Genomic DNA, 20168 nt, shown 5'->3' with positions numbered 1-20168 from the left:
TTTCTAGATGGATTGCCCCGGCCATTGAATGTTCGCCTTGAGTAACGAAGTCTGAACGTAGGACCAGTCGCCCTTCGCTCCCTGAATAAACACCATCCAACCAGTACTTCCCTCGTAGAGTACACTCCAACATCCCGGCGCAAGCATATGGAAATATGCCTCCTCCAACGAGGCGATTACAATTTCTTAACAACATGAATCTTATTTGGATAGCCTGCTATATCTGAATTTATAATTCCGCCCTCAACAAAAACATTCATATACGGCCCCGTATAGGTGATATTTGTTATCAGGCGACCTTTCGAGCCACCAAAAATCAAATAATTTCCGACAGCGATAGAAACCCTATTACTTACTGTGTTTGCAATGACAAGACCTGAAAAGGCTGTGGATATTCCTTTTGTCCAGTTCGCATCTGAAAGATCGGCTGCCAAAATACTATCCGAAGCAAGCCGCACTTCGGTGCGTTTCCACACGCCTCCTTCCTTATCAAACCTTACGGCATATCCCCCCTCCTTCCAGACTAAAGCACTTAGATACTCAGGGAAATCTACAAATGGCACGCTTGCTGTCAAATGCACACTCGCGCATGAATCTACTGCATCATCCTTAACAACGAGATCAGAACGAGATTCATAAATACCTCGATGAAACAACAGATTTGCATAAGCTCGGACACGCGTGTTCGACGATAAGACAGCACAATCAATATCGACCTCTTTGAGTACAAGCACTTTAAGATCTTGGTTTGCAGCATCCATTGCAGACCAGGCTGAATAACGCTCGTTGTAAACCTTATATGAATAAAATCCGTACATTGCTGAAGCCAGGATAAAAACGAGTAAAACGCTGCGCCATTTAGTATCTAGCCAAGCAAAATAAAAGGACAGAATCATCGCTATGGGCAGTAACATTTTTAAACGATCGAAAGAAAATTCCTGTGCATGCTGAAGCATTACCAAATTTTCTATCAGCGGTATGCTGGCCGCCACCAGCAGGCTCCAGAACACTGCGAGGCGCACATCTTTTTTAGCCGAAAAAAACGCAACAACAGGGAAAAACACAGCAACGACAAGTAAAAACAGGCCATACGAAAGCACGTAACCTTCAAACAGGCTATAGAGGCTACCTGTTGAGGTGTTTCTTGCAAAAAAGCGCGCTATGAATGAATTGATTGACGATTCGAATCCCGTCACTACCCCATAATGCACAATCGTCAATATGCCAGCAAAAAAAGTCGCTATGAAAATTTTGACTGCAAGCGCCTTCGAAAAAGGTACTTTCAATCTGTCAAACAGCAGGATGAAAAATATCCCAGCATTGAAGACATAACCTGTCCATTCTGTGGAGGCTCCCCAAAATGCCAAGCCAACTAAAATCCACCCATAAACACGTGATGCTCGTTCGTTCTCCGAAGATAGGTACTTAAAAAAAACGAATAACGAAAGTACTAATATTACCTGATAAAAACTATGAACCCAATAAAGCACGCCATGCGAGAGGAGCGCTTCACGGCTAAAGATCGCCACCGCCGCCCCGACCACCCCACCCGAGACAGCAGACCACTTGCTGAACCCGCAAAAGAATAACAACTGACTGAGCAAAGTATAGATAATCAATGCACTCAGCGCACCAATCACAAAATTAAATCTTGCCAAATTCTCCAAAGAGAACTCAATATTCAACGCACTAAATGTAAAATATGGAGCCAAAAATCCGCTCGAGGCAAAGCTCGTGTAAACATAGTCTCCTGTACTGGTTGGTATTGTTGCCCCCCAAGGAATGTTTTTATCCAGAGTGCTACCCAATGAAACTGTCGGTAAAAACCAATGATTCACAATTGGAGACTCTTTAAGTGCACTCATGGTCAAAATCACATGATAGCTGGCCTCCATATTCGGTGCGGGCGGAACTTTTTCAAAATCACCAGCCCGGATAAAAAAAGACACCACCAACATTAACAAAACAACTAGCACGCCAGGAATATAGCACTCCCGATACAGTTTTCTAGACATGATACAAACCCCTAACAACCGCTTAATGATTTCCATATGAAAATCAGCATTGACTTTCTAATAGATAGTTTTTCCCGACATGCAATCAATGTATAAACATAAAATAACCCTGCGCCCCCCTCCTTGTTAAACGGGTGCCATAATAGCAAGGTGCCACCAATAAAACATGTGTCTATACATGACTTTCAAAATTTTGCTCACTGGGCTGACGCCGGGGCTAAACGAGGCATGACAACTATGGGCATCCATTTGCAAGCTGGCTAAGTGACTACGGCTCGGCGTTATCGAGGCTCTGTGCTCGTAGACGGGCGAAAGCGCCCTGACGGGCACCTGACTGCGTGACAGCATCTACCCAGACACAACATTGTGCAGGCACCCGCCCCATGTCCATCGCCGATAATCTGCTCGCCTTTACCCTCGCCGCCACCCTGCTGACCCTCACTCCCGGGCTCGACACCGCGCTGGTGCTGCGTACCGCCACGGTGGAGGGCAAGCAGCAGGCATTGCGCGCGGCGCTGGGGATCAATGCGGGCTGTTTCTTATGGGGTGCGGCGGTGGCCTTTGGCTTGGGGGCGTTGATCGCAGTATCGGAGCTGGCGTTCAACCTGTTGAAGTACTGCGGCGCCGCTTACCTGGCCTGGCTGGGGCTGAATATGCTGCTGCGCCCACGTACTTCCCTGACGGTCGGCGACGCCCATGCCACACCCGGCACCCGCTGGTTCTTGAAAGGCATGCTGGGCAATGTGCTCAACCCCAAGATCGGGATTTTCTATGTGTCGTTCCTGCCGCAGTTCATTCCCCAGGGCCATTCGTTGATCGCCTGGACATTCGGCCTGGTGAGCATCCATGTGGTGCTCGGCCTGGCATGGTCCTTGACCCTGATCGGCGCCACCCAGCCACTGGCCGCAGTGCTGCGCCGGGGCAAGGTGATCACCTGGATGGACCGCAGCACCGGCCTGCTCTTTGTGCTGTTCGCGGCCCGCCTGGCATTGAGCAAACGCTGACCAGGGCTTGGACGAAGATCCAGCTGGGCGCTGTCGAGCCCCACAGGGATCACTACGGCTTCGGGGCCGTCATGTACTGGCTGAAGTTGTTGATGTGATCATCCAGATTGTCTTCGAGCATCATCCGGTACTGCTCACAGAAGTACTTGAGCATCGCTTCTCGCGCCTCGGCCATCTCGGCGCCGGACTTGAAGTTGCGCGCACTCGCCCAGGCGTTGAAACGTGTGGTGCCGAACATCATCGAGGCGCTGACCTGGCCCAGGTTCTCGAGGGTTTTGAGTTGCTCGTTCGACAGCTCGATGTGCGCGTCGGCACGGTCATAAAAGGCTTGGTCTGTAGCGTCTAGCATGGTGGAGCACCTGGATGGGATAAGGGTGTCATCAAAATATTTACCGCAGGCATGACCCTAGACCGGGTGCGTCGCCTCCAGCAACTGGGTAATCCAGCGCACCTCTTGCGCCAGTTCCTGCACTTTCTGTTCGGGCAGCGCCTGTCGCGCCTCGGCGAGCTGGCCCAAGGTGCGTTGTTTGTAGCGCAGCAGGCGCTGCCACTTGGCCAGGAAGGCCGGGCTGCGCGCCTGCATCTGCAAGGGGCCGAAGTACAGTTGCTCGGCGCTGTAGCTCACCGGCCCGCTGCGCTCGGCGACGATGATTTCGTAGTCGAAGCGGTTTTCCCGCAGCAACTCCTCGCAAAGGATGCGGTAGCCGTTGTCCATCAGCCACACACGCAACGGTTGTTCGCCGCCGTTGGGTTGCAGGATCAGGCGTTCCCGGCCGCTGAGATGCGCCTTGCCGCGCTCGAGGATGTCGCGGATGGTCTCGCCGCCCATGCCGCAGATACTCACCGCGTCGAGCAGGTCGGCCGGTTCGATAGCCGCCAGGCCATCGGCCAGGCGCACGTGGATGTGCAGTTCGTGGCCGTTGTCGCACACGGTGCGCTGGGCCGCGCGAAATGGCGTCAACGCCACCTCGCCGGCCACTGCCGCGACAATCGCGCCGCGGTTCATCAACGCTACCGGCAGGTAGGCGTGATCCGAGCCGATGTCGGCCAGGCGCGCACCGGCTGGCACCTGCGCCGCCACGCGCTCCAGGCGCTTGGACAATGTGTTGTGGTTCAACTGCTGTTCCTTTTCAAGGCACCGTTGGCCTCGCTGAGGGCCGCAGGGTAAAGCCTCGGCGCCCGCCAGGCCAGCGCCTTGTAGAGGTCCACCGCATTGCCATAGGACGCAGCCTGCGCCTGGGCAATGGCCTGGCGCAGGTTGAGCAGGTCGCGCAGGCTTTGCTGCACCGACAGGTAACTGCCGGAACCCGCGCCATAACGTCGCTGGGCGATGTCCAGTGCAGCTTCGGCATGCCGTGCCGATTGCACCAGGTTGAGCAGGTGTCGCTGATGCTCGGCCAGTTGGGTGATGGCACCCTCCACTTCTTCCACGGCCACCAGCAGCACCTGTTCAAAGTGCGCGGTCTCGCGCTGCGATAGCGCCTGGGCGCCCCGCAGGCGCGCACGCACGGTGCCCAGGTTGAGTGCCGGCCAGGTCAGGCCTGGGGTCAGCTCGAATGCCCGGGATGCACTGCCCAGGTCACCGTCGCGCAAGGCGAAAAAACCGACAAACCCACCCAGGTTCAAGCGCGGGTACAGGTCGGCAGTCGCCGCGCCCACATCCTCGACACGCGCCGCCAGCAGGCGCTCGGCCTGCACCACGTCCGGTCGATTGCGAATCAACTGGTCGACATCTCCCAACGGCAATTGCCGCGCTACAGGCCCCGGCGCCAGGGCGTCGAGGTCGACGCTAAAACTGCCCGGCCGCTGCCCCGACAACACCTGCAAGCGGTACAGGCTGCGTTGCAGCTGGCTTTGCAGCGGCGCAATCGCCGCCTGGGCGCGCAGCGCATTGCCGCGGGCGCTCTCCAACTCTTCAGGCAAGCCACTGCCGGCCTGGCTTTGTGCCTCGGTCAGGGCCACCGTCTCTTGCCAACTGCGCACCGCATCCTGTGCCAACCGTAGTTGTTCGCGCTGGCCCTGCGCCGCGTAATAGGCATGGGCCACTTGCGCGGCAATGCTCAATTGCACCTGCTCAAGGTCGGCTTGGGAGGCTTGGGCACGGGATTGCGCGGCACGGTTCAAGTGATCGAGACGGCCAAACAGATCCAGCTCCCATTGCAGGTCCAGGCCAGCACGCCAGGACTCGGACAAGCTGCGACTCGGCCGCGCGCCCGTCACCGCCTGCTGCTCCAGGCTGCGCTGGTACGCCGCCGTACTGGTGACCGTCGGCAGGCGCTGCAACGCTTGCTCGTCGACATACGCGCGAGCCAGCAGCAGGTTTGCGCGCGCCTGGCGCACATCGTGGTTGTGGGCCACGGCGCTATCGATCAGGCGCGCCAGTTGGGCGTCGTCGAAAAAAGTCCACCACGCGGCCACCGGCTGCACCTTGGGCCCGGCGAATTCCTGGGCCTGCGGGCTGGCCAGTTGAATCGGCGCGATCTCGGGCACGCGGTAGTGTGGCCCCAGCGAACACCCGCCCAGGCCGGCCAACGCGCCAAGCAACAGCGGGTAATGGATAAACGTCTTCATGGGCGTACCTCGACATGCCCGGGCGCCAGGTACTGCTCGGCATCGGCCAATTGTTGCTGGCGCAGGCCCCGCACCCGGTGATCACGGGCCAGCCAGGCATAAATAGTGGGAAGGACAAACAGCGTGAACAGCGTGCCAACCAGCATCCCGCAGACGATCACCACGCCCAGGCCAAAGCGGCTATTGGCCCCGGCACCGTTGGCGAACAGCAGCGGCAGCACGCCGAAGGTCATCGCCGCCGTGGTCATCAGCACTGGCCGCAGACGGATCTGCGCGGCCCGGATGATCGCGCTGGCGCGGTCGAGGTTCTCGCGCACCTGGAGTTCATTGGCGAACTCCACCATCAGGATCCCGTGTTTGCTGATCAGGCCGATCAAGGTCACGAGCCCGATCTGCGTGTAGATATTCAATGTGGCCCAGCCCAGCGCCAACGGAATCAACGCGCCGCAAATGGACAAGGGCACGGTGACCAGAATGATCAACGGATCGACCAGGCTCTCGTACTGCGCCGCGAGCACCAGATAAATCACCACCAGGGCGGCGAGAAACGCCAGCACCAGCGCACTGCCCTCCTGCACGTATTGGCGCGACTCGGACTGCCAGTCGTGGCTGAACCCCGGCGGCAGTTCGCCGGCCAATTGCTCCAGCAGGGCCACCGCCTGCCCCTGGGAAACGCCCGGCGCCGGAATGGCTTGCAAGGTGCTGGCGTTCTGCTGATCGAACTGCAGCAAGCGGTTCGGCGCCACCGTGATATCCAGGTGCACCAGCGCCGACAGCGGGATCAACTGCCCGCCTTCGGTGCGCACATACTGGCGGGCCAGGGCCTGCGGGGTCAGGCGCTGCTCCTCGGTGCTTTGCGCAATCACATCATAAGAGCGTCCATACAAAGCGAAGCGGTTGATGTACTGCTCGCCCACCAGCACCGCCAGCGAATCGCCGATGTCGCGCATGCCAATGCCCAGGCTCGCGGCCTTGGCCCGATCGACCGTGACTTTGACCACCGGGTTGTTGTAGTCCAGGTCGCTGTCGACCACGGCAAACAGGCCGCTGTCACGGGCACGCTGCTTGAGGGTTTCCATGGTCTGGTACAGCACCGGGTAGTCCTGGGCGCTGCGCAGCACCATCTGCACCGGCAGGCCGCCGCTGGAGCCGGGTAGCGCCGCCACCTGGAAGGCAAAGATGCTGCTGCCCTCGACCTCGCCCACGGCCTGCTGCAACTGGGCCTGGACCTGCTCGGCCGAGCGCTCGCGGGCCTGCCAGGCGCTGAGGTTGATCCCACCGAAACTGGCCGCCGGCCCGTCGGTACCATTGATGATCCAGGTGTCGGTGGTTTCCGGCAGGCTTTCCATGACCCGATTGAGCTTGCTCGCAAAGCGTTCCGCGTAGTCGCGGTTGGCGTACTGCGGTGACTTGATGGCGGTCAATATCGCCGCCTGGTCCTCGGGCGGCGCCAGTTCGCGCTGCGGTAGCGTGTACAACCACGGCAGGCTCAGGCACACCAGCACTGCAACGCCGCCGCTGATCCAGCGTCGCGCCAGGGAGTAGCCCAACACCCGGCCATAGGTCGCGGCCAGTGCGCCAAACACCCGCTCGGCCAACTTGGCCATGCGCCCTTCTTGCTGCCCGGGCTTGAGCAGCAGCGAGCTCATCACCGGCGACAGGGTCAAGGCGACCACGCCCGAGACAATCACCGCCCCCGCCAGAGTCAGGGCAAATTCGCGGAACAGCGTGCCGGTCAGCCCGCCGATCAGGCCGATGGGCGCATACACTGCCGCCAGCGTCAGAGTCATGGCAATCACCGGCCCGGCGATTTCCCGGGCGCCAACCAACGCGGCGGCCACCGGCGTCAGGCCTTCTTCGATATGCCGGTGGACGTTTTCCACCACCACAATCGCATCGTCCACCACCAGGCCGATGGCCAATACCATCGCCAGCAGGGTCAGCAGGTTGAGGCTGAAGCCGAAGAGCAGCATCAAGGCCGCCGCACCGAGCATCGACAGCGGTATCGCCAACACCGGAATCGCCACGCTGCGCAGCGAGCCCAGGCACAACCAGATCACCAGCACCACGATCAGCATGGCCTCGAGCAAGGTATGCAGCACCTCCTCGATGGACGCCTCGATAAACCGTGCGGTCTCGTAGGCCAGGGCCACATTGACCCCCGGTGGCAGGGTCTGCTGGATTTGCGGCAGCAGTTTGCGGATCCCATCAACGATCACCAAGGGGTTGCCCGAAGGCGTGGGGAACAACCCCAGGTGCACCGCCGGGCGGCCATTCATGGTGGCGCTGGTCTGGGTGGCCGCAGCGCCCAGCTCCACGATGCCGACATCGCGCAGGCGTACCAGGGCCGTGCCATCGTTGCGAATCACCAGGTCACGGAAGGCCTCGACGCTGGTCAGGTCGGTGTCGATATGAATGTCGGCCAGCACGAACTGGCCACGGATCTGCCCCGGCGTGGCCTGGTAGTTATTGCGGCGCACCGCTTGCGCCACGTCGGCGGCGGTCACTCCGCGCCCGGCCATGCGATCACTGTCCAGCCACAGACGCATCGCCAGGTTCTGCCCGCCGAAGGTCTGCACCTTGGCTACCCCGTCGATCCCGGACAGCTGCGGTTCGACCACCCGCGACAGGTAGTCGCTGAGCTCGGGAATCGACAGCGTGTCACTGGCAAACCCCACGTAGGCGACGGCGGTGGAGTCGCCGGCCGACAGCTCGACCACCGGGTCGTAGGCATCGTCGGGCAAGCGGTAACGCACCTGATTGACCTTGGCCATGGTCTCGGCCAGCGCCTGGGTCGAATCGCGGTTGAGGGTCATGCGCAGGGTGATCACGCTGCGCCCCTGGACCGACGACGACGCCAGGTAGTCGATGCCCTCTACCGACGACACGGCCTGGGTGATCGGCTGGGTGACGAAGCCTTGCATCAATTCGGCCGAGGCCCCGGGGTACTCGGTACTCACGGTGATGGTCGAGCTTTCCAGCAGCGGGTACTGGCGTACCGGCAACTGGCCGAGGGCAAACAGGCCGGCGAGGACGATCAGGCTGCTGACCACCAGCGCCAGCACCGGGCGCCGCACAAAACTGTCGGTGAAGCTCATGAGGCGGGTTTCCCTTCAACGTCCAGGGTGTTTTGCTCGACCGCTTCGACGGGCATGCCGTCGCTGAGCTTGAGCTGCCCGGAAACCACCACCTGGTCGTCCAGCGCCAGGCCCGAGGTGACTTCCACCACGCCCTGCCAACGCTCCCCGGTGGTCACCTGGCTGCGACGCACACTCAAGGCGCCGGCCGGATCGGCATTGGCGACAAACACGGTCTGCCCGTAGGCGGTATAGGTGATGGCCGTTTCCGGCACCACCAGCACCCTGGGCGACTGCACCGCCGACAGGCGCACGCTGGCATACATGCCGGCCTGCAACGGCCCGCCGGGGTTGGCCAGGGTCGCTTGCACCCGCACCGAGCGCGACTGGCCGATCAGCGGGTCAATGGCGTTGATCTGCGCCGAAAAATGCTGGCCGGGCAAGGCATCCACCGTGAGTTCGGCGGTCTGGCCGATGCTCAAGCCTGGGGCCGACTGTTCACTCAGGGCGAAATTCACGTGCAGGCGCTGGGCATCCACCAGGCTGGCGATGGCTTCGCCGGTCTGCAGGTATTGGCCTTGATGCACACGGCGGATGCCCAACTGCCCGGCGAACGGCGCGCGGATGGCTTTTTGCGCAATCCGCGCGTCGACCTGTTGCAGCTCGCCCTTGGCCATGTCCAGGGCGGCGGTGGCGTTGTCCAGTTGCTCCTGGGTCGCGACATTCACGGCCTCAAGCTTTTGAATGCGCTGGAACAGGCTCTGGGCATTGCGCAGTTGCGCGTGCAGGCGCAAACGGTCGGCCTGCTCGGGGGCGTCATTGAGCTGCACCAGCAACTGCCCGGCCTTGACCGCTTGCCCGGACTCGAACGCGATCCGCGTGATCCGCCCTGGGGTTTCCGCCGCCACCTGCACCTGGTTGGCCGCTTCCAGTTCCCCGGCGGCAAAGGCCTGGCGAGGCGCCTCGCCCTGGCGCACCTTGGCCAGCGCCACCTTGGCTACCGGCCACGCCGCTGCTGCCTGGGTTGAGGATTGATTGCCCCATAACGTGATAACCAGGGCCAGCACCGCTACCGCTGCCACGCCCCCGCCCACTAGCATCCTTCTGCCCATGCCCTGCTCCGCTGATTTGTGGTGTGTTCGCTGCCGCTCCACCCCACACAGGCGCAAAGCGGTTGCAGCAAAGATCGGGCAGGACTATAAAACCTCAACTTAACTTGAGGGCAACCCCCATGGCAGCAGAAAAGCACCCGGACGGCGTGCGCTCACTCACCATCGGCGAGGTGGCCAGGCGCAGCGGCGTACCGATCTCCACCTTGCACTTCTACGAGTCCAAGGGCTTGATCGCCAGCACCCGCAACGCGGGCAACCAACGGCGCTTCCCGTCGCTGGTGCTGCGCAGCATCGCGATTATCAAAGTGGCGCAACGTACCGGCATCCCTCTGGAAGAGATCAAGCGCGCCCTGGGCCGCTATCCGCCGAACAGCAAACTGACCGCCGCGCAATGGTCAGAAATGTCCTCGGCCTGGCGCGACAACCTCAACGAACGCATCCGAACCCTGCAAGCCCTGCGCGACAGCCTGGACAACTGTATTGGCTGCGGTTGCCTGTCGCTTAACGACTGCCCGTTGCGCAACCCCGGCGATACCTTGAGCCAGGAAGGACCGGGCCCGAGGATCCTCGAGCGCGCCGCTAGCGCATCTGAAATGCAATCTTCCAATCCCTGAAGCTCAAGGTGGGAGCTGTCGAGCCTTGGCGAGGCTGCGATGGCGGCGGTATTGCTGGGGTTGATGTTGGCTGACTCGACGCTATCGCTGGCAAGCCAGCTCCTACATTGGATCGTTGTACATTGAGTACCGTATGCATCCTGCGGTGACAGCTGAAATGCAATCTTCCAAACCCTGAGGATCAATGTAGGAGCTGTCGAGCCTTGGCGAGGCTGCGATGGCGGCGGCATTGCTGGGATGGAAGTTGGCTGACCCACCGCTATCGCTGGCAAGCCAGCTCCTACATTGGATCGTCGTACATTGAGTGCCGTGTGCATCCTGCTCTGGCAGTGAAATGCACTCCTCCAAACCCTGAGGATCAATGTAGGAGCTGTCGAGCCTTGGCGAGGCTGCGATGGCGGCGGCATTGCTGGGATTGATGTTGGCTGACTCGACGCTATCGCTGGCAAGCCAGCTCCTACATTGGATCTTCAGTACATTGAGTACCGTATGCATTCTGCGGTGACAGCTGAAATGCAATCCTCCAATCCCTGAGGATCAATGTAGGAGCTGTCGAGCCTTGGCGAGGCTGCGATGGCGGCGGTATTGCTGGGGTTGATGTTGGCTGACCCGCCGCTATCGCTGGCAAGCCAGCTCCTACATTGGATCTTCAGTACATTGAGTACCGTGTGCATTCTGCTCTGGCAGTGAAATGCAATCCTCCAATCCCTGAGGATCAATGTAGGAGCTGTCGAGCCTTGGCGAGGCTGCGATGGCGGCGGCATTGCTGGGATTGATGTTGGCTGACCCGCCGCTATCGCTGGCAAGCCAGCTCCTACATTGGATCGTCGTACATTGAGTACCGTGTGCATCCTGCACTGGCAGCTGAAATGCAATCCTCCAATCCCTGAGGATCAATGTAGGAGCTGTCGAGCCTTGGCGAGGCTGCGATGGCGGCGGCATTGCTGGGGTTGATTTTGGCTGACCCACCGCTATCGCTGGCAAGCCAGCTCCTACATTGGATCTTCAGTACATTGAGTACCGTGTGCATCCTGCAGTGACAGCTGAAATGCAATCCTCCAGACCCTGAAGATCAATGTAGGAGCTGTCGAGCCTTGGCGAGGCTGCGATTGCGGCGGTATTGCTGGGGTTGATGTTGGCTGACTCGACGCTATCGCTGGCAAGCCAGCTCCTACATTGGATCTTCAATAAATTGAGTACCGTATGCATCCTGCGGTGGCAGTGAAATGCAATCCTCCAATCCCTGAGGATCAATGTAGGAGCTGTCGAGCCCCAGCGAGGCTGCGATGGCGGCGGTATTGCTGGGATTGATGTTGGCTGACCCACCGCTATCGCTGGCAAGCCAGCCACATTTGATCTTCAGGGCCTTGCCAGGTCGGTGCTGACTACGCCGATGACACTTTTGAAGTAAGCCGCCCCGGGCGCTTTCCCGATAATCGAGGGCTTACTGACAAAATGCCGAGGCCCCGCCATGACGCGCGCATCTACCGAACAGGTCCCGCCGCAAACCCTGAGAAAAGTCATCGTCGCCGCCGGTATCGGCAATTTTGTCGAGTGGTTCGACTTCGCCGTGTATGGCTTTCTCGCCACCACTATCGCGCAACAGTTTTTCCCCAGTGGCGATGCCAGCGCGGCGTTGCTCAAGACGTTCGCGGTGTTTGCCGTGGCTTTTGCCTTTCGGCCCCTGGGCGGGATTTTTTTCGGCATGCTGGGCGATCGCATCGGCCGCAAGCGCACCCTGGCGATGACGATTTTGCTGATGGCCGGGGCCACCACCCTGATCGGCCTGCTACCCACGTATGCCGCGATTGGCGTTACCGCGCCGATCCTGCTGTCGTTGATCCGCTGCGCCCAGGGCTTTTCCGCCGGCGGTGAATACGCCGGCGCCTGCGCCTACCTGATGGAACACGCGCCCAGCGATAAACGGGCGTGGTACGGCAGCTTTATCCCGGTGTCGACCTTTGCCGCCTTCGCCTCGGCGGCGGTGGTGGCCTATGCGTTGGAGGCCTCGCTGTCGGCCCAAGCCATGGGCAGTTGGGGCTGGCGCCTGCCGTTCCTGATTGCCGCACCACTGGGCCTGGTTGGCCTGTACCTGCGCTGGCGGCTGGATGAAACCCCGGCGTTCCAGGCGGTCAAGCAGGAGCACGCGGTGGCCCATTCGCCGCTCAAGGAAACCCTGCGCAACCATGGCGCGGCGATCTGCTGCCTGGGCGCCTTTGTGTCGCTGACGGCGCTGTCGTTTTATATGTTCACCACCTACTTTGCCACGTACCTGCAAGTGGCCGGTGGCCTGAGCCGGGCGACGGCGTTGCTGGTGTCGCTGATTGCACTGATCTTCGCTGCGGCAATGTGCCCGCTGGCCGGCTGGTATTCCGACCGCGTCGGGCGGCGCGTCACGGTGATGACCGCCTGCGGGCTGTTGATGGTGGTGGTGTATCCCTCGTTCCTGATGGCCAGTTCCGGCTCGTTCGCCGCGTCCATCGTCGGCGTGATGCTGCTGGCGGTGGGCGCGGTGTTGTGCGGCGTGGTCACGGCGGCCCTGCTCTCGGAAACGTTCCCGACCCGCACGCGCTACACCGCCTCGGCGATTACCTACAACATGGCCTACACGATCTTTGGCGGCACTGCGCCACTAGTGGCGACGTGGCTGATCAGCACCACCGGCAGCAACCTGTCACCGGCGTTTTACCTGATTGCCGTGGCCCTGCTCGCGCTGGCCGGGGGCCTGGCCTTGCCGGAAACCTCGCGCATTTCCCTGCACGACGCGTAAGGCGCGGCGAACCTTTCTTGCGCAAACACCGTCCGAGCTAGGGCACTGATGCTTTTCGCCCGCTCGGAGGTTTGTGTTTGAAAGCTGCCATCGTCAAAAAGTACCGCCTGATTATCAAGACCATGGGTTATGTCGGCTGGGCACTGTTCTGGCTGCTGCTTTGGGACATTGCGGTCACCGTGGACTTCATGCTGTTTCTCAACGCCAAGATCAACCTACCGCTGATGCCCCTGACGCTGCTCGGTTCAGCGCTGGTGGTGCTGATCAGTTTTCGTAACACCAGCGCCTACAACCGCTGGTGGGAAGCGCGCACGCTGTGGGGCGCGATGGTCAACAATTCGCGCAGCTTTGCGCGGCAGGTGCTGACGTTGCTCGATGACCCAGGCAGCGAGGTCAACCCGATCAAGTCGACCCTGCTGCGCCGCCACGTGGCCTATGTGAACTGCCTGGCGGCGCACCTGCGGGGCGAGCCGTGCCCGGAGGAAGTGCGGGCGTTTATTCCTGGGGATGAGTTTGCGCGCAACGGTGCTACCAACAACTTTGCCAACGACATCCTGACCGGCTCCGCCGCCCTGCTGGCGCGCGAGTACAAGGCCGGGCGCCTGGACAGTATTCGCCTGGCGCGGCTCGAATCAACCATGGTGGACTTGTCCAACAGCCAGGGCGGCATGGAGCGCATTGCCAATACGCCACTGCCCTACCCGTATGTGTATTTTCCACGGCTGTTTATCTCGCTGTTCTGCCTGATCGTGCCGGTGGGGCTGGTGGAGTCCCTGGGCTGGTTCACCCCGCTGGCATCGACGGTGGTGGGGTTTATGCTGCTGGCCATCGAACGTATCGGCACTGACCTGCAAAGCCCGTTTCGCTCCAGCGAACACCAGATCCAGACCGAAGCCATCTGCGAAACCATCGAGAAAAACCTGCAGTCGATGCAGCGTGATTCGTTGGGGGATGTTCGCAGGGACCACTAAAAAGCCTGCATTTTTCGGGCATCTATATAATAATGCGTCGCATTAAACGATTCGTTTATCACACCGCGCTCTTCCCCGCCGAGTGAGCGTCGCATTAGTCAGAAGGATCTCTATGCAAGGCTTTTACCTGCCCTCTGTGCGCCTGCTGGGCGCACTGTTTTTGGCTGTCTGTTCGCTGATGACCCAGGCCGCTACCGATGAAACCGACCACTCGGCCACCTTCGAAAAAAACCAACAGTCCTACGTGATCAATGCCGATGGCAGTTTCGTCCAGACCATCGAGCTGGTCACGCGGATCAACGAAGAACGGGCGATCAAGCACAACGCGCAACGTTCGCTGAGCTACAACCGCTCCCTGGAAAACCTCGAAGTGCTGCAAGCCTTCACCCAGAAACCCGATGGCCGCAAGGTGAAGGTGGGCGCCGAACAGATCAAGGAGCAGCAGGAAACTGCCTCTTCCCAGGCGCCGATGTTCCAGGACTCGCGGGTCAAGGTGGTGATTTTTCCAGAGGTGGCGGTCGGTGACCGGCTGGTCCTGCGCTACCAGCGCCAGCGCACTACGGCGCTGTTCCCGCAGCAGTTCGAAGACTTCTTCGTGCCGGACTTCTACGATGCCGAGCAGTTGAGCCTGAGCTACGACTTGCCAGCCGACAAGCCGCTGTTCGTCGATGCCCGGGGCTTCAAGGCCAGCACCCCGGCCGCGGCAGCCGGGCGCAAGGTGTACCGTTGGGACTACGTACCGCAGGAAAAAGCTCGCATGGAAACCGGCGCCGTGTCCTATGTCGATTACGGCCAATTCCTCGCGGTCTCGACGTTCGCCAGCTACAAGGACTTCGCCCAGGCCTATGAGGCCAGGGCCCAGGTCGAAGTGACGCCGGCCATTGCCGCCCTGGCCAAGCAACTTACGGCCAACCTGAGCACCCCGCGCAGCAAAGCCCTGGCCCTGAGCGACTGGGTGCGTAAGAACATTCGTTATGTCGCGGTGTATGTCGGCGCTGGCGGCGTAGTACCGCATCCAGCCCAGGCCGTGCTGGACAACCGCTATGGCGACTGCAAGGACCATGTGGCCCTGCTGGAAGCCATGCTGCGCGCAGTAGCGATCGAGAGTTCGCCGGTGCTGGTCAACCTGGGTAACAGCTACACCCTGGCCAAAGTACCCACCCTGGGCGTGCTCAACCATGCGATCACGTATGTGCCGGCCCTGGATCTGTACCTGGACTCCACCGCCACGGCCATCGCCGCCGGCTACCTGCCGATCCCGGTGCTGGGCAAGCCGGTGCTGTTGACGCAATCGGGCGAACTGGCCAAGACCCCGGCCGCGCAAACCGGCAAGGTTACCAACGACCTGCTATTCAAGGTCGACAGCAACGGCGCGGCGGACTTTGTGCATGCCACCACCGTGGAAGGCTGGGGCTCGGAGTTCAATCGCTACCTGCTCAATGCGATGAAACCGGCTGACCGCGACTCGATGATCCGCAACGTCCTCGGCTGGTACGGGCAAACGGGCCAGGGCACGTTCAAAAGCGACTCCCTGCAGGATGAAGTCAACCCGTTCAAGAACACCCTTGAAGGGCGCACCGACAACCTGGTCAACCTTCCAGGCCCCACCGGCGTGCCAGCGCTCAGCAGCCTGGTCGGCGGCATTGCGCAGAACGTGTTTGCCTTCGCCTCCGAGAAAGACCGCACCCAAGGCTTCGGTTGCCTCTCCGGAGAAACCCAGGAGCAGGCCCGCTTCGAGTTCCCCAAGGAAGTCACCGTGCTCGCCGTGCCCAAGCCGCAGTCCCTGCAACAGGCCGGCTTTGACTACCAGGCCACCTACGCCAAGGAAGGCAACACGGTGCTGATCACCCGCCACTTCAAGTTCGCCCATGCCAATACGGTGTGCAGCCCCGAGGACTTCAAGGCGATGAAGCCGGTGATCGAAAGCATGGTCAACGACCTCAAGAGCCAGATCATCGTGCAGACCCTGTAAGCAGGAGCAGCGCCCAGGCGGCCAGATACAGACCCACCCCAAACACCCCATGGGCCACCGTGCTGCGCAACCGCGCAGTATTGGGCCTGGGGGTTCTGGACGCTGCGATGCCGGCACCCATCGCCGGTTGCAAGATGAAGAACGGCGCGACCACCGATAGCACACCGAAGGTCAGGGCCGGCAGCAACGTAGGCTGTCGCGCCCATTCAAGACCCACCATCAACAGCAGCAACGCCGCAAAGAACACCCCGATCAGGTAATGGGTGACCCAACCCAGCAGCCCCTCCCCCGGCACGGGTGATGATTGGGCGATACCGGCATGCATCCAGCGCCCACGCGGCAGGTGGCCGACCCAACGACCGACCATGGAAAAATCCAGGGACGGCATGCCAAGGCAGCGCTTGAGCAACAACGCCCAAAGATCCATGACCAGGGTCGCACCGGCCCCGATAAACACCGAAAACCCAACAAACTCAAGCACGTCCCTACTCCCTTTGACCATTGGCGGTGAGCGCAGCAGCGGTGCTGAAGCGCCAGCAAAAAAACATTCAATTAATTGATTGAATGTTTGGCCGATGCTAGGATCTTTGCCATGAAACCGTCAAGCCCCTTATTCCCCGCCGATCACTTCATCGCCCTGGCCGACATTGCCCGGACCCTGGGCCACGCCCATCGCCTGGCGCTGCTTGAACACATTGCCCAGGAGGAGCGCTCTGTCGAACAACTGGCGCAACTGTCCGGCGTGTCTGTGGCCAATGCTTCGCAGCATTTGCAGCAACTCAAGCGCGCGGGCATCGTGCAGACGCGCCGTGATGGCAAACGGGTGCTGTACAGCCTGGGGGCCGGTCCGGTGGCGCCTTTGCTGGAAGCATTGCGTGGCTACCTGGCGTTCCAGCATGCCGAGATACGCGAGGTAGCCCTCGATAGCCTGTCGCGACGTGACCGCCTGGAGGGTATATCCATCGAGGAGTTGCTGCTGCAGATGCAAAGCCAGAGCGTGGTGCTACTGGATGTGCGCCCCGAAGACGAGTTCGCTTCAGGGCACTTGCCAGGCGCGCTCAACATCCCGGCTGAGGCCCTGCAACAGCGTTTGGCAGAGCTGCCCAAAGGCAAGCACGTGGTCGCCTACTGCCGCGGGCCTTATTGCGTGCTGTCCACCGATGCCATCAACACCTTGCACGCCCATGGCTTGCCCGCACGCCGGCTGCGCGCCGGGTTTGACGACTGGAAAGCGGCCGGCCTGAGCGTCGAATAACCCATCGCAAGACTTAAAAAATGATCAGACCCCTTGACCCCAAAGACCTCGATTGCGTCCTGCAGATCTGGCTGGATGCCTCGCTCATAGCCCACGACTTTATCGACGCCGCCTTCTGGCAGTCGCAGGTCGAGAACATGCGCAACCTGTACCTCCCTGCATCCCAGACCTTCGTCATTGAGCGTCAATCGACGGTGGTGGGGTTTTACTCGTTGCTCGAGCAGCAGATGGCCGCGCTGTTTGTCGCCCCCGACTGCCAGGGCCAGGGCCTCGGCAAACAGCTGGTGGCGCACGCCAGGAAGCAGCGGCCCGTACTGACCTTGACGGTTTATAAAAACAACAGCGCCAGTTGCCAGTTCTACCTGTCACAAGGGTTTGTGGTCACCCATGAGGAGATCGATGAGCACAGCGGCCAAGCGCAATACTGGATGAGCAGCGTCGCCAGCACACCTCAGTAATCCGTCATCACCACCATCACTTCAGCGTCCGCCTCGCTTTCGGCGAGGTAGATATGGCCGATGCCGCTATTGAAATAAGCGGTTTCGCGACAGCCAATGCTGATGGACTCGCCCGTTTCGAATTGAATCCGCACCCGTCCGGACAGCACCACCGCGAACTCCTGGCCGGGGTGGCGGATGTAGTCGTCAAACTGGGTCAGTTCACGGGCGAAGATGCGTGCGTACATCGGCGTCATGCGCCGCCCGGGGAAGTCCCCGGCCATCGGGTGATAGTCATAATTGCCCGTGCTGTAGCCCGCCGCGCTATCTATGGCGGTGCTGACCACGGTGGGCTGGACCTGGTTGGGCGCGGTCGTTTCCGGGATGAATAACTGCGCAATATCCACGCCCAGCGCCCGCGCCGCCGCCGCCAGTTTTTCGTAGCTCACCGATACCTGCGCCAGTTCCATCTTCGACAAGGTCGACAGCGCCACGCCCGAACGCTCAGACAATTGCTTGAGCGTCAGCTGCTGGTTTTTGCGGATCCCCCGCAGGCGGGCGCCTACCTGGCTGCGATCTATCAGCGGATGGGCCGTGGAACACGAAGCGGGCGCTGTCTGATCGGAACTCATGCTGACTCTCTGTCGTGGACCAAGCCCGGAATATTAACCCACGAGGAAGGCTTGACTGGGAAATTCTCATACCCTACATTTCTCTTATGTGAGAATTATCAAAAACGAGAAAAACCCATTCGCACACAGAAGGTACTCAGGCATGCAGGACCGCGATTGTTTCGATTTCGCCATTATCGGCGGGGGCATTGCAGGGGCTTCACTGGCCTATCGCCTGGCAAGTGAGGCCAGTGTGGTGGTGCTCGAGCGTGAGAGCCAGCCGGGTTATCACGCCACTGGCCGTTCTGCCGCCATGTTCATGGAAACCTACGGCACCCCGCAGATTCAAGCGCTGACCCGCGCCAGCCGGGCCTTCTACGAGCAACCACCGGCAGACTTTACCGAGCACGCACTGCTGGAGCCTCGCGGCTGCCTGTATGTTGCCAATCACGAACAGCAGCCATTGCTGAAAAAATCCTTCGACAGCCACTTGGCAACCGCAGCCAATGTGTCGCTGATCGATCGTGAACAGGCGCTGTCACTGGTGCCCTGCCTGCGCCCGGAGGCGATCGCCGGTGCCATGCTTGAAACCGAGGCCCGTGACCTGGATGTGCATGCGCTACACCAGGGTTTCCTGCGGGCGATGCGCCGTGCCGGTGGGGTCTTGCAGTGCAACGCGCAGTTGAGTGGCGCCACCCGCCAGGGCCGTTACTGGCTGCTGACATTGGCCGACGGTCGGCAAATACGCGCACGTAATCTGGTCAACGCCGCTGGCGCCTGGGCCGACCAGGTTGCACAGCTATGCGGCGTAGCACCGGTCGGCTTGCAAGCGTGCCGCCGTACCGCATTCACCTTCGATGGCCCCGAGGGCGTCGACTTTTCACGCTGGCCCGCCGTTATCGGCATCGATGAAAGCTTCTACTTCAAACCCGACGCCGGCCAACTGCTGGGCTCACCGGCCAACGCCGACCCGGTCCCGCCACAGGACGTGATGCCCGAAGAGCTGGATGTTGCCACCGGGATTTATCACATCGAAGCCGCCACTTCCCTGAGCATTCGACGGCCACGCCACAGCTGGGCCGGCCTGCGCTCATTCGTGGCCGATGGCGACCTGGTGGTCGGCTGGGACGAACAGTGTGAAGGCTTCTTCTGGCTCGCCGCCCAGGGCGGTTATGGCATCCAGTCGGCGGCCGGCGTTTCGCAACTGGCCTGCGCCCTATTGCTCGATCAACCCTTGCCTGAAGCGCTGCGGCGCCAGGGCGTAGAACCACAGCGCCTGGCTGCGGCCCGCTTGCGCTGATCATTCACTCTGCCGAGGTTCCTTGTCATGCCAGAAAGTCTCCAGCGTTATCCCAGTCACCTGCCCTACCCGTTCTCCAAAGCCATTCGGGCGGGCGATCTGCTGTACCTCTCCGGGCAAGTGCCCATGGACCCAAAGGGCGAAGTGGTACGCGGTGATATCCAACTGCAAACCGAAGCCGTCATGAGCCGCATCGGCGAAACCCTGGCCGAATGCGGTGCCGGGTTTGACCAGGTGGTGAAGGCCACGGTGTGGCTATCAGATATGCAGCATTTCGCCGGTTTCAACGAGGTGTACGCACGCCACTTCAAGCAGGGATTCCCGGTGCGCTCCACGGTCGGTGGTACGCAACTGGCGCTGGGGGTCGATGTAGAAATCGAAGTCCAGGCCTGGGTCGGCCCGCCTACCCGCTGATAGTTCGCCACAAACCTCAAGGCAACGCGTTGGTTCAAGGACTGC

The 20168-nt window shown here is 60.7% G+C and carries 17 protein-coding genes; 9 read left to right on the top strand and 8 right to left on the bottom strand.

The genetic code is table 11. From position 1 onward, the window contains the following. Positions 1-176: 176 nt before the first annotated feature. Complete coding sequence (locus HBO19_RS15130; RefSeq protein WP_170057789.1) at positions 177-2015, bottom strand: hypothetical protein; 1839 nt, start codon at positions 2013-2015, stop codon at positions 177-179. Between the two features lie 383 nt (positions 2016-2398). On the opposite strand from HBO19_RS15130, the gene HBO19_RS15125 reads away from it, so the two are divergent. Beyond that, positions 2399-3019, top strand: coding sequence for a LysE family translocator (locus HBO19_RS15125; protein WP_170057788.1), 621 nt, complete (start codon positions 2399-2401; stop codon positions 3017-3019). A gap of 52 nt (positions 3020-3071) precedes the next feature. Here HBO19_RS15125 and HBO19_RS15120 read toward each other — a convergent pair whose 3' ends face one another. The 5 genes from HBO19_RS15120 to HBO19_RS15100 are packed head-to-tail and all read right to left on the bottom strand — an operon-like array spanning position 3072 to position 9767. After that, positions 3072-3368, bottom strand: coding sequence for a DUF3144 domain-containing protein (locus HBO19_RS15120; RefSeq protein ID WP_170057787.1), 297 nt, complete (start codon positions 3366-3368; stop codon positions 3072-3074). Positions 3369-3425: 57 nt separating this feature from the next. Next, the gene (locus tag HBO19_RS15115) at positions 3426-4136 is read right to left on the bottom strand and encodes a tRNA (adenine(22)-N(1))-methyltransferase TrmK (RefSeq protein ID WP_170057786.1); all 711 of its coding nucleotides are present in this window, start codon (positions 4134-4136) and stop codon (positions 3426-3428) included. Then, positions 4133-5590: a TolC family protein gene (locus tag HBO19_RS15110; RefSeq protein ID WP_170057785.1), complete on the bottom strand. Its 1458-nt coding sequence runs from the start codon at positions 5588-5590 to the stop codon at positions 4133-4135. The genes HBO19_RS15115 and HBO19_RS15110 overlap by 4 nt, the downstream gene beginning before the upstream one ends. Then, positions 5587-8688, bottom strand: coding sequence for a MexW/MexI family multidrug efflux RND transporter permease subunit (locus tag HBO19_RS15105; RefSeq protein ID WP_170057784.1), 3102 nt, complete (start codon positions 8686-8688; stop codon positions 5587-5589). The genes HBO19_RS15110 and HBO19_RS15105 overlap by 4 nt, the downstream gene beginning before the upstream one ends. Next, positions 8685-9767, bottom strand: coding sequence for an efflux RND transporter periplasmic adaptor subunit (locus tag HBO19_RS15100; RefSeq protein WP_275942218.1), 1083 nt, complete (start codon positions 9765-9767; stop codon positions 8685-8687). The genes HBO19_RS15105 and HBO19_RS15100 overlap by 4 nt, the downstream gene beginning before the upstream one ends. A 131-nt stretch (positions 9768-9898) precedes the next feature. On the opposite strand from HBO19_RS15100, the gene soxR reads away from it, so the two are divergent. From soxR to HBO19_RS15080, 4 genes are all read left to right on the top strand, one after another. Further along, positions 9899-10393, top strand: a complete 495-nt coding sequence (soxR, locus tag HBO19_RS15095) for a redox-sensitive transcriptional activator SoxR (protein ID WP_169953389.1) — start codon at positions 9899-9901, stop codon at positions 10391-10393. A gap of 1471 nt (positions 10394-11864) precedes the next feature. Next, the gene (locus HBO19_RS15090) at positions 11865-13163 is read left to right on the top strand and encodes an MFS transporter (RefSeq protein ID WP_169953387.1); all 1299 of its coding nucleotides are present in this window, start codon (positions 11865-11867) and stop codon (positions 13161-13163) included. A 77-nt stretch (positions 13164-13240) separates the two neighbouring features. Then, complete coding sequence (locus tag HBO19_RS15085) at positions 13241-14134, top strand: bestrophin family ion channel (RefSeq protein WP_170057782.1); 894 nt, start codon at positions 13241-13243, stop codon at positions 14132-14134. Positions 14135-14246: 112 nt separating this feature from the next. Beyond that, positions 14247-16106, top strand: a complete 1860-nt coding sequence (locus HBO19_RS15080) for a DUF3857 and transglutaminase domain-containing protein (protein WP_170057781.1) — start codon at positions 14247-14249, stop codon at positions 16104-16106. Here the strand turns inward: HBO19_RS15080 and HBO19_RS15075 are convergent. Beyond that, the gene (locus tag HBO19_RS15075; protein WP_346266495.1) at positions 16087-16587 is read right to left on the bottom strand and encodes a DUF2938 domain-containing protein; all 501 of its coding nucleotides are present in this window, start codon (positions 16585-16587) and stop codon (positions 16087-16089) included. The genes HBO19_RS15080 and HBO19_RS15075 overlap by 20 nt on opposite strands. A 111-nt stretch (positions 16588-16698) precedes the next feature. On the opposite strand from HBO19_RS15075, the gene HBO19_RS15070 reads away from it, so the two are divergent. Both HBO19_RS15070 and HBO19_RS15065 read left to right on the top strand, forming a co-directional pair. Beyond that, a complete protein-coding gene (locus HBO19_RS15070) occupies positions 16699-17361 on the top strand; it encodes a metalloregulator ArsR/SmtB family transcription factor (RefSeq protein WP_169953377.1) in 663 nt (220 codons plus the stop codon). Between the two features lie 20 nt (positions 17362-17381). Continuing rightward, positions 17382-17819, top strand: coding sequence for an N-acetyltransferase (locus HBO19_RS15065; RefSeq protein WP_170057779.1), 438 nt, complete (start codon positions 17382-17384; stop codon positions 17817-17819). On the opposite strand, the gene HBO19_RS15060 is transcribed toward HBO19_RS15065, so the two are convergent. Continuing rightward, complete coding sequence (locus HBO19_RS15060; protein WP_169953373.1) at positions 17813-18430, bottom strand: XRE family transcriptional regulator; 618 nt, start codon at positions 18428-18430, stop codon at positions 17813-17815. The genes HBO19_RS15065 and HBO19_RS15060 overlap by 7 nt on opposite strands. A 142-nt stretch (positions 18431-18572) precedes the next feature. Here HBO19_RS15060 and HBO19_RS15055 point away from each other — a divergent pair, with 142 nt between their 5' ends. Together HBO19_RS15055 and HBO19_RS15050 are read left to right on the top strand one after the other, a co-directional pair. Continuing rightward, positions 18573-19709, top strand: a complete 1137-nt coding sequence (locus tag HBO19_RS15055) for an FAD-dependent oxidoreductase (protein WP_170057778.1) — start codon at positions 18573-18575, stop codon at positions 19707-19709. A gap of 27 nt (positions 19710-19736) precedes the next feature. Further along, positions 19737-20123 (top strand): RidA family protein, encoded by a 387-nt coding sequence (locus tag HBO19_RS15050; RefSeq protein ID WP_170057777.1) that lies wholly within the window; start codon positions 19737-19739, stop codon positions 20121-20123. Positions 20124-20168 lie beyond the last annotated feature (45 nt).

The sequence above is a fragment of the Pseudomonas sp. WS 5021 genome (assembly GCF_012985535.1).
Classification (GTDB): Bacteria; Pseudomonadota; Gammaproteobacteria; order Pseudomonadales; family Pseudomonadaceae; genus Aquipseudomonas.
This window is presented reverse-complemented; position numbering and strand designations above follow the sequence as displayed.

Coding starts and splice junctions, on each gene's coding strand:
- soxR (WP_169953389.1), top strand. CDS start 9,899: ATGGCAGCAGAAAAGCACCCGGACGGCGTGCGCTCACTCACCATCGGC.
- HBO19_RS15055 (WP_170057778.1), top strand. CDS start 18,573: ATGCAGGACCGCGATTGTTTCGATTTCGCCATTATCGGCGGGGGCATT.
- HBO19_RS15120 (WP_170057787.1), bottom strand. CDS start 3,368: ATGCTAGACGCTACAGACCAAGCCTTTTATGACCGTGCCGACGCGCAC.
- HBO19_RS15130 (WP_170057789.1), bottom strand. CDS start 2,015: ATGTCTAGAAAACTGTATCGGGAGTGCTATATTCCTGGCGTGCTAGTT.
- HBO19_RS15125 (WP_170057788.1), top strand. CDS start 2,399: ATGTCCATCGCCGATAATCTGCTCGCCTTTACCCTCGCCGCCACCCTG.
- HBO19_RS15060 (WP_169953373.1), bottom strand. CDS start 18,430: ATGAGTTCCGATCAGACAGCGCCCGCTTCGTGTTCCACGGCCCATCCG.
- HBO19_RS15050 (WP_170057777.1), top strand. CDS start 19,737: ATGCCAGAAAGTCTCCAGCGTTATCCCAGTCACCTGCCCTACCCGTTC.
- HBO19_RS15080 (WP_170057781.1), top strand. CDS start 14,247: ATGCAAGGCTTTTACCTGCCCTCTGTGCGCCTGCTGGGCGCACTGTTT.
- HBO19_RS15090 (WP_169953387.1), top strand. CDS start 11,865: ATGACGCGCGCATCTACCGAACAGGTCCCGCCGCAAACCCTGAGAAAA.
- HBO19_RS15105 (WP_170057784.1), bottom strand. CDS start 8,688: ATGAGCTTCACCGACAGTTTTGTGCGGCGCCCGGTGCTGGCGCTGGTG.
- HBO19_RS15100 (WP_275942218.1), bottom strand. CDS start 9,767: ATGCTAGTGGGCGGGGGCGTGGCAGCGGTAGCGGTGCTGGCCCTGGTT.
- HBO19_RS15110 (WP_170057785.1), bottom strand. CDS start 5,590: ATGAAGACGTTTATCCATTACCCGCTGTTGCTTGGCGCGTTGGCCGGC.
- HBO19_RS15070 (WP_169953377.1), top strand. CDS start 16,699: ATGAAACCGTCAAGCCCCTTATTCCCCGCCGATCACTTCATCGCCCTG.
- HBO19_RS15065 (WP_170057779.1), top strand. CDS start 17,382: ATGATCAGACCCCTTGACCCCAAAGACCTCGATTGCGTCCTGCAGATC.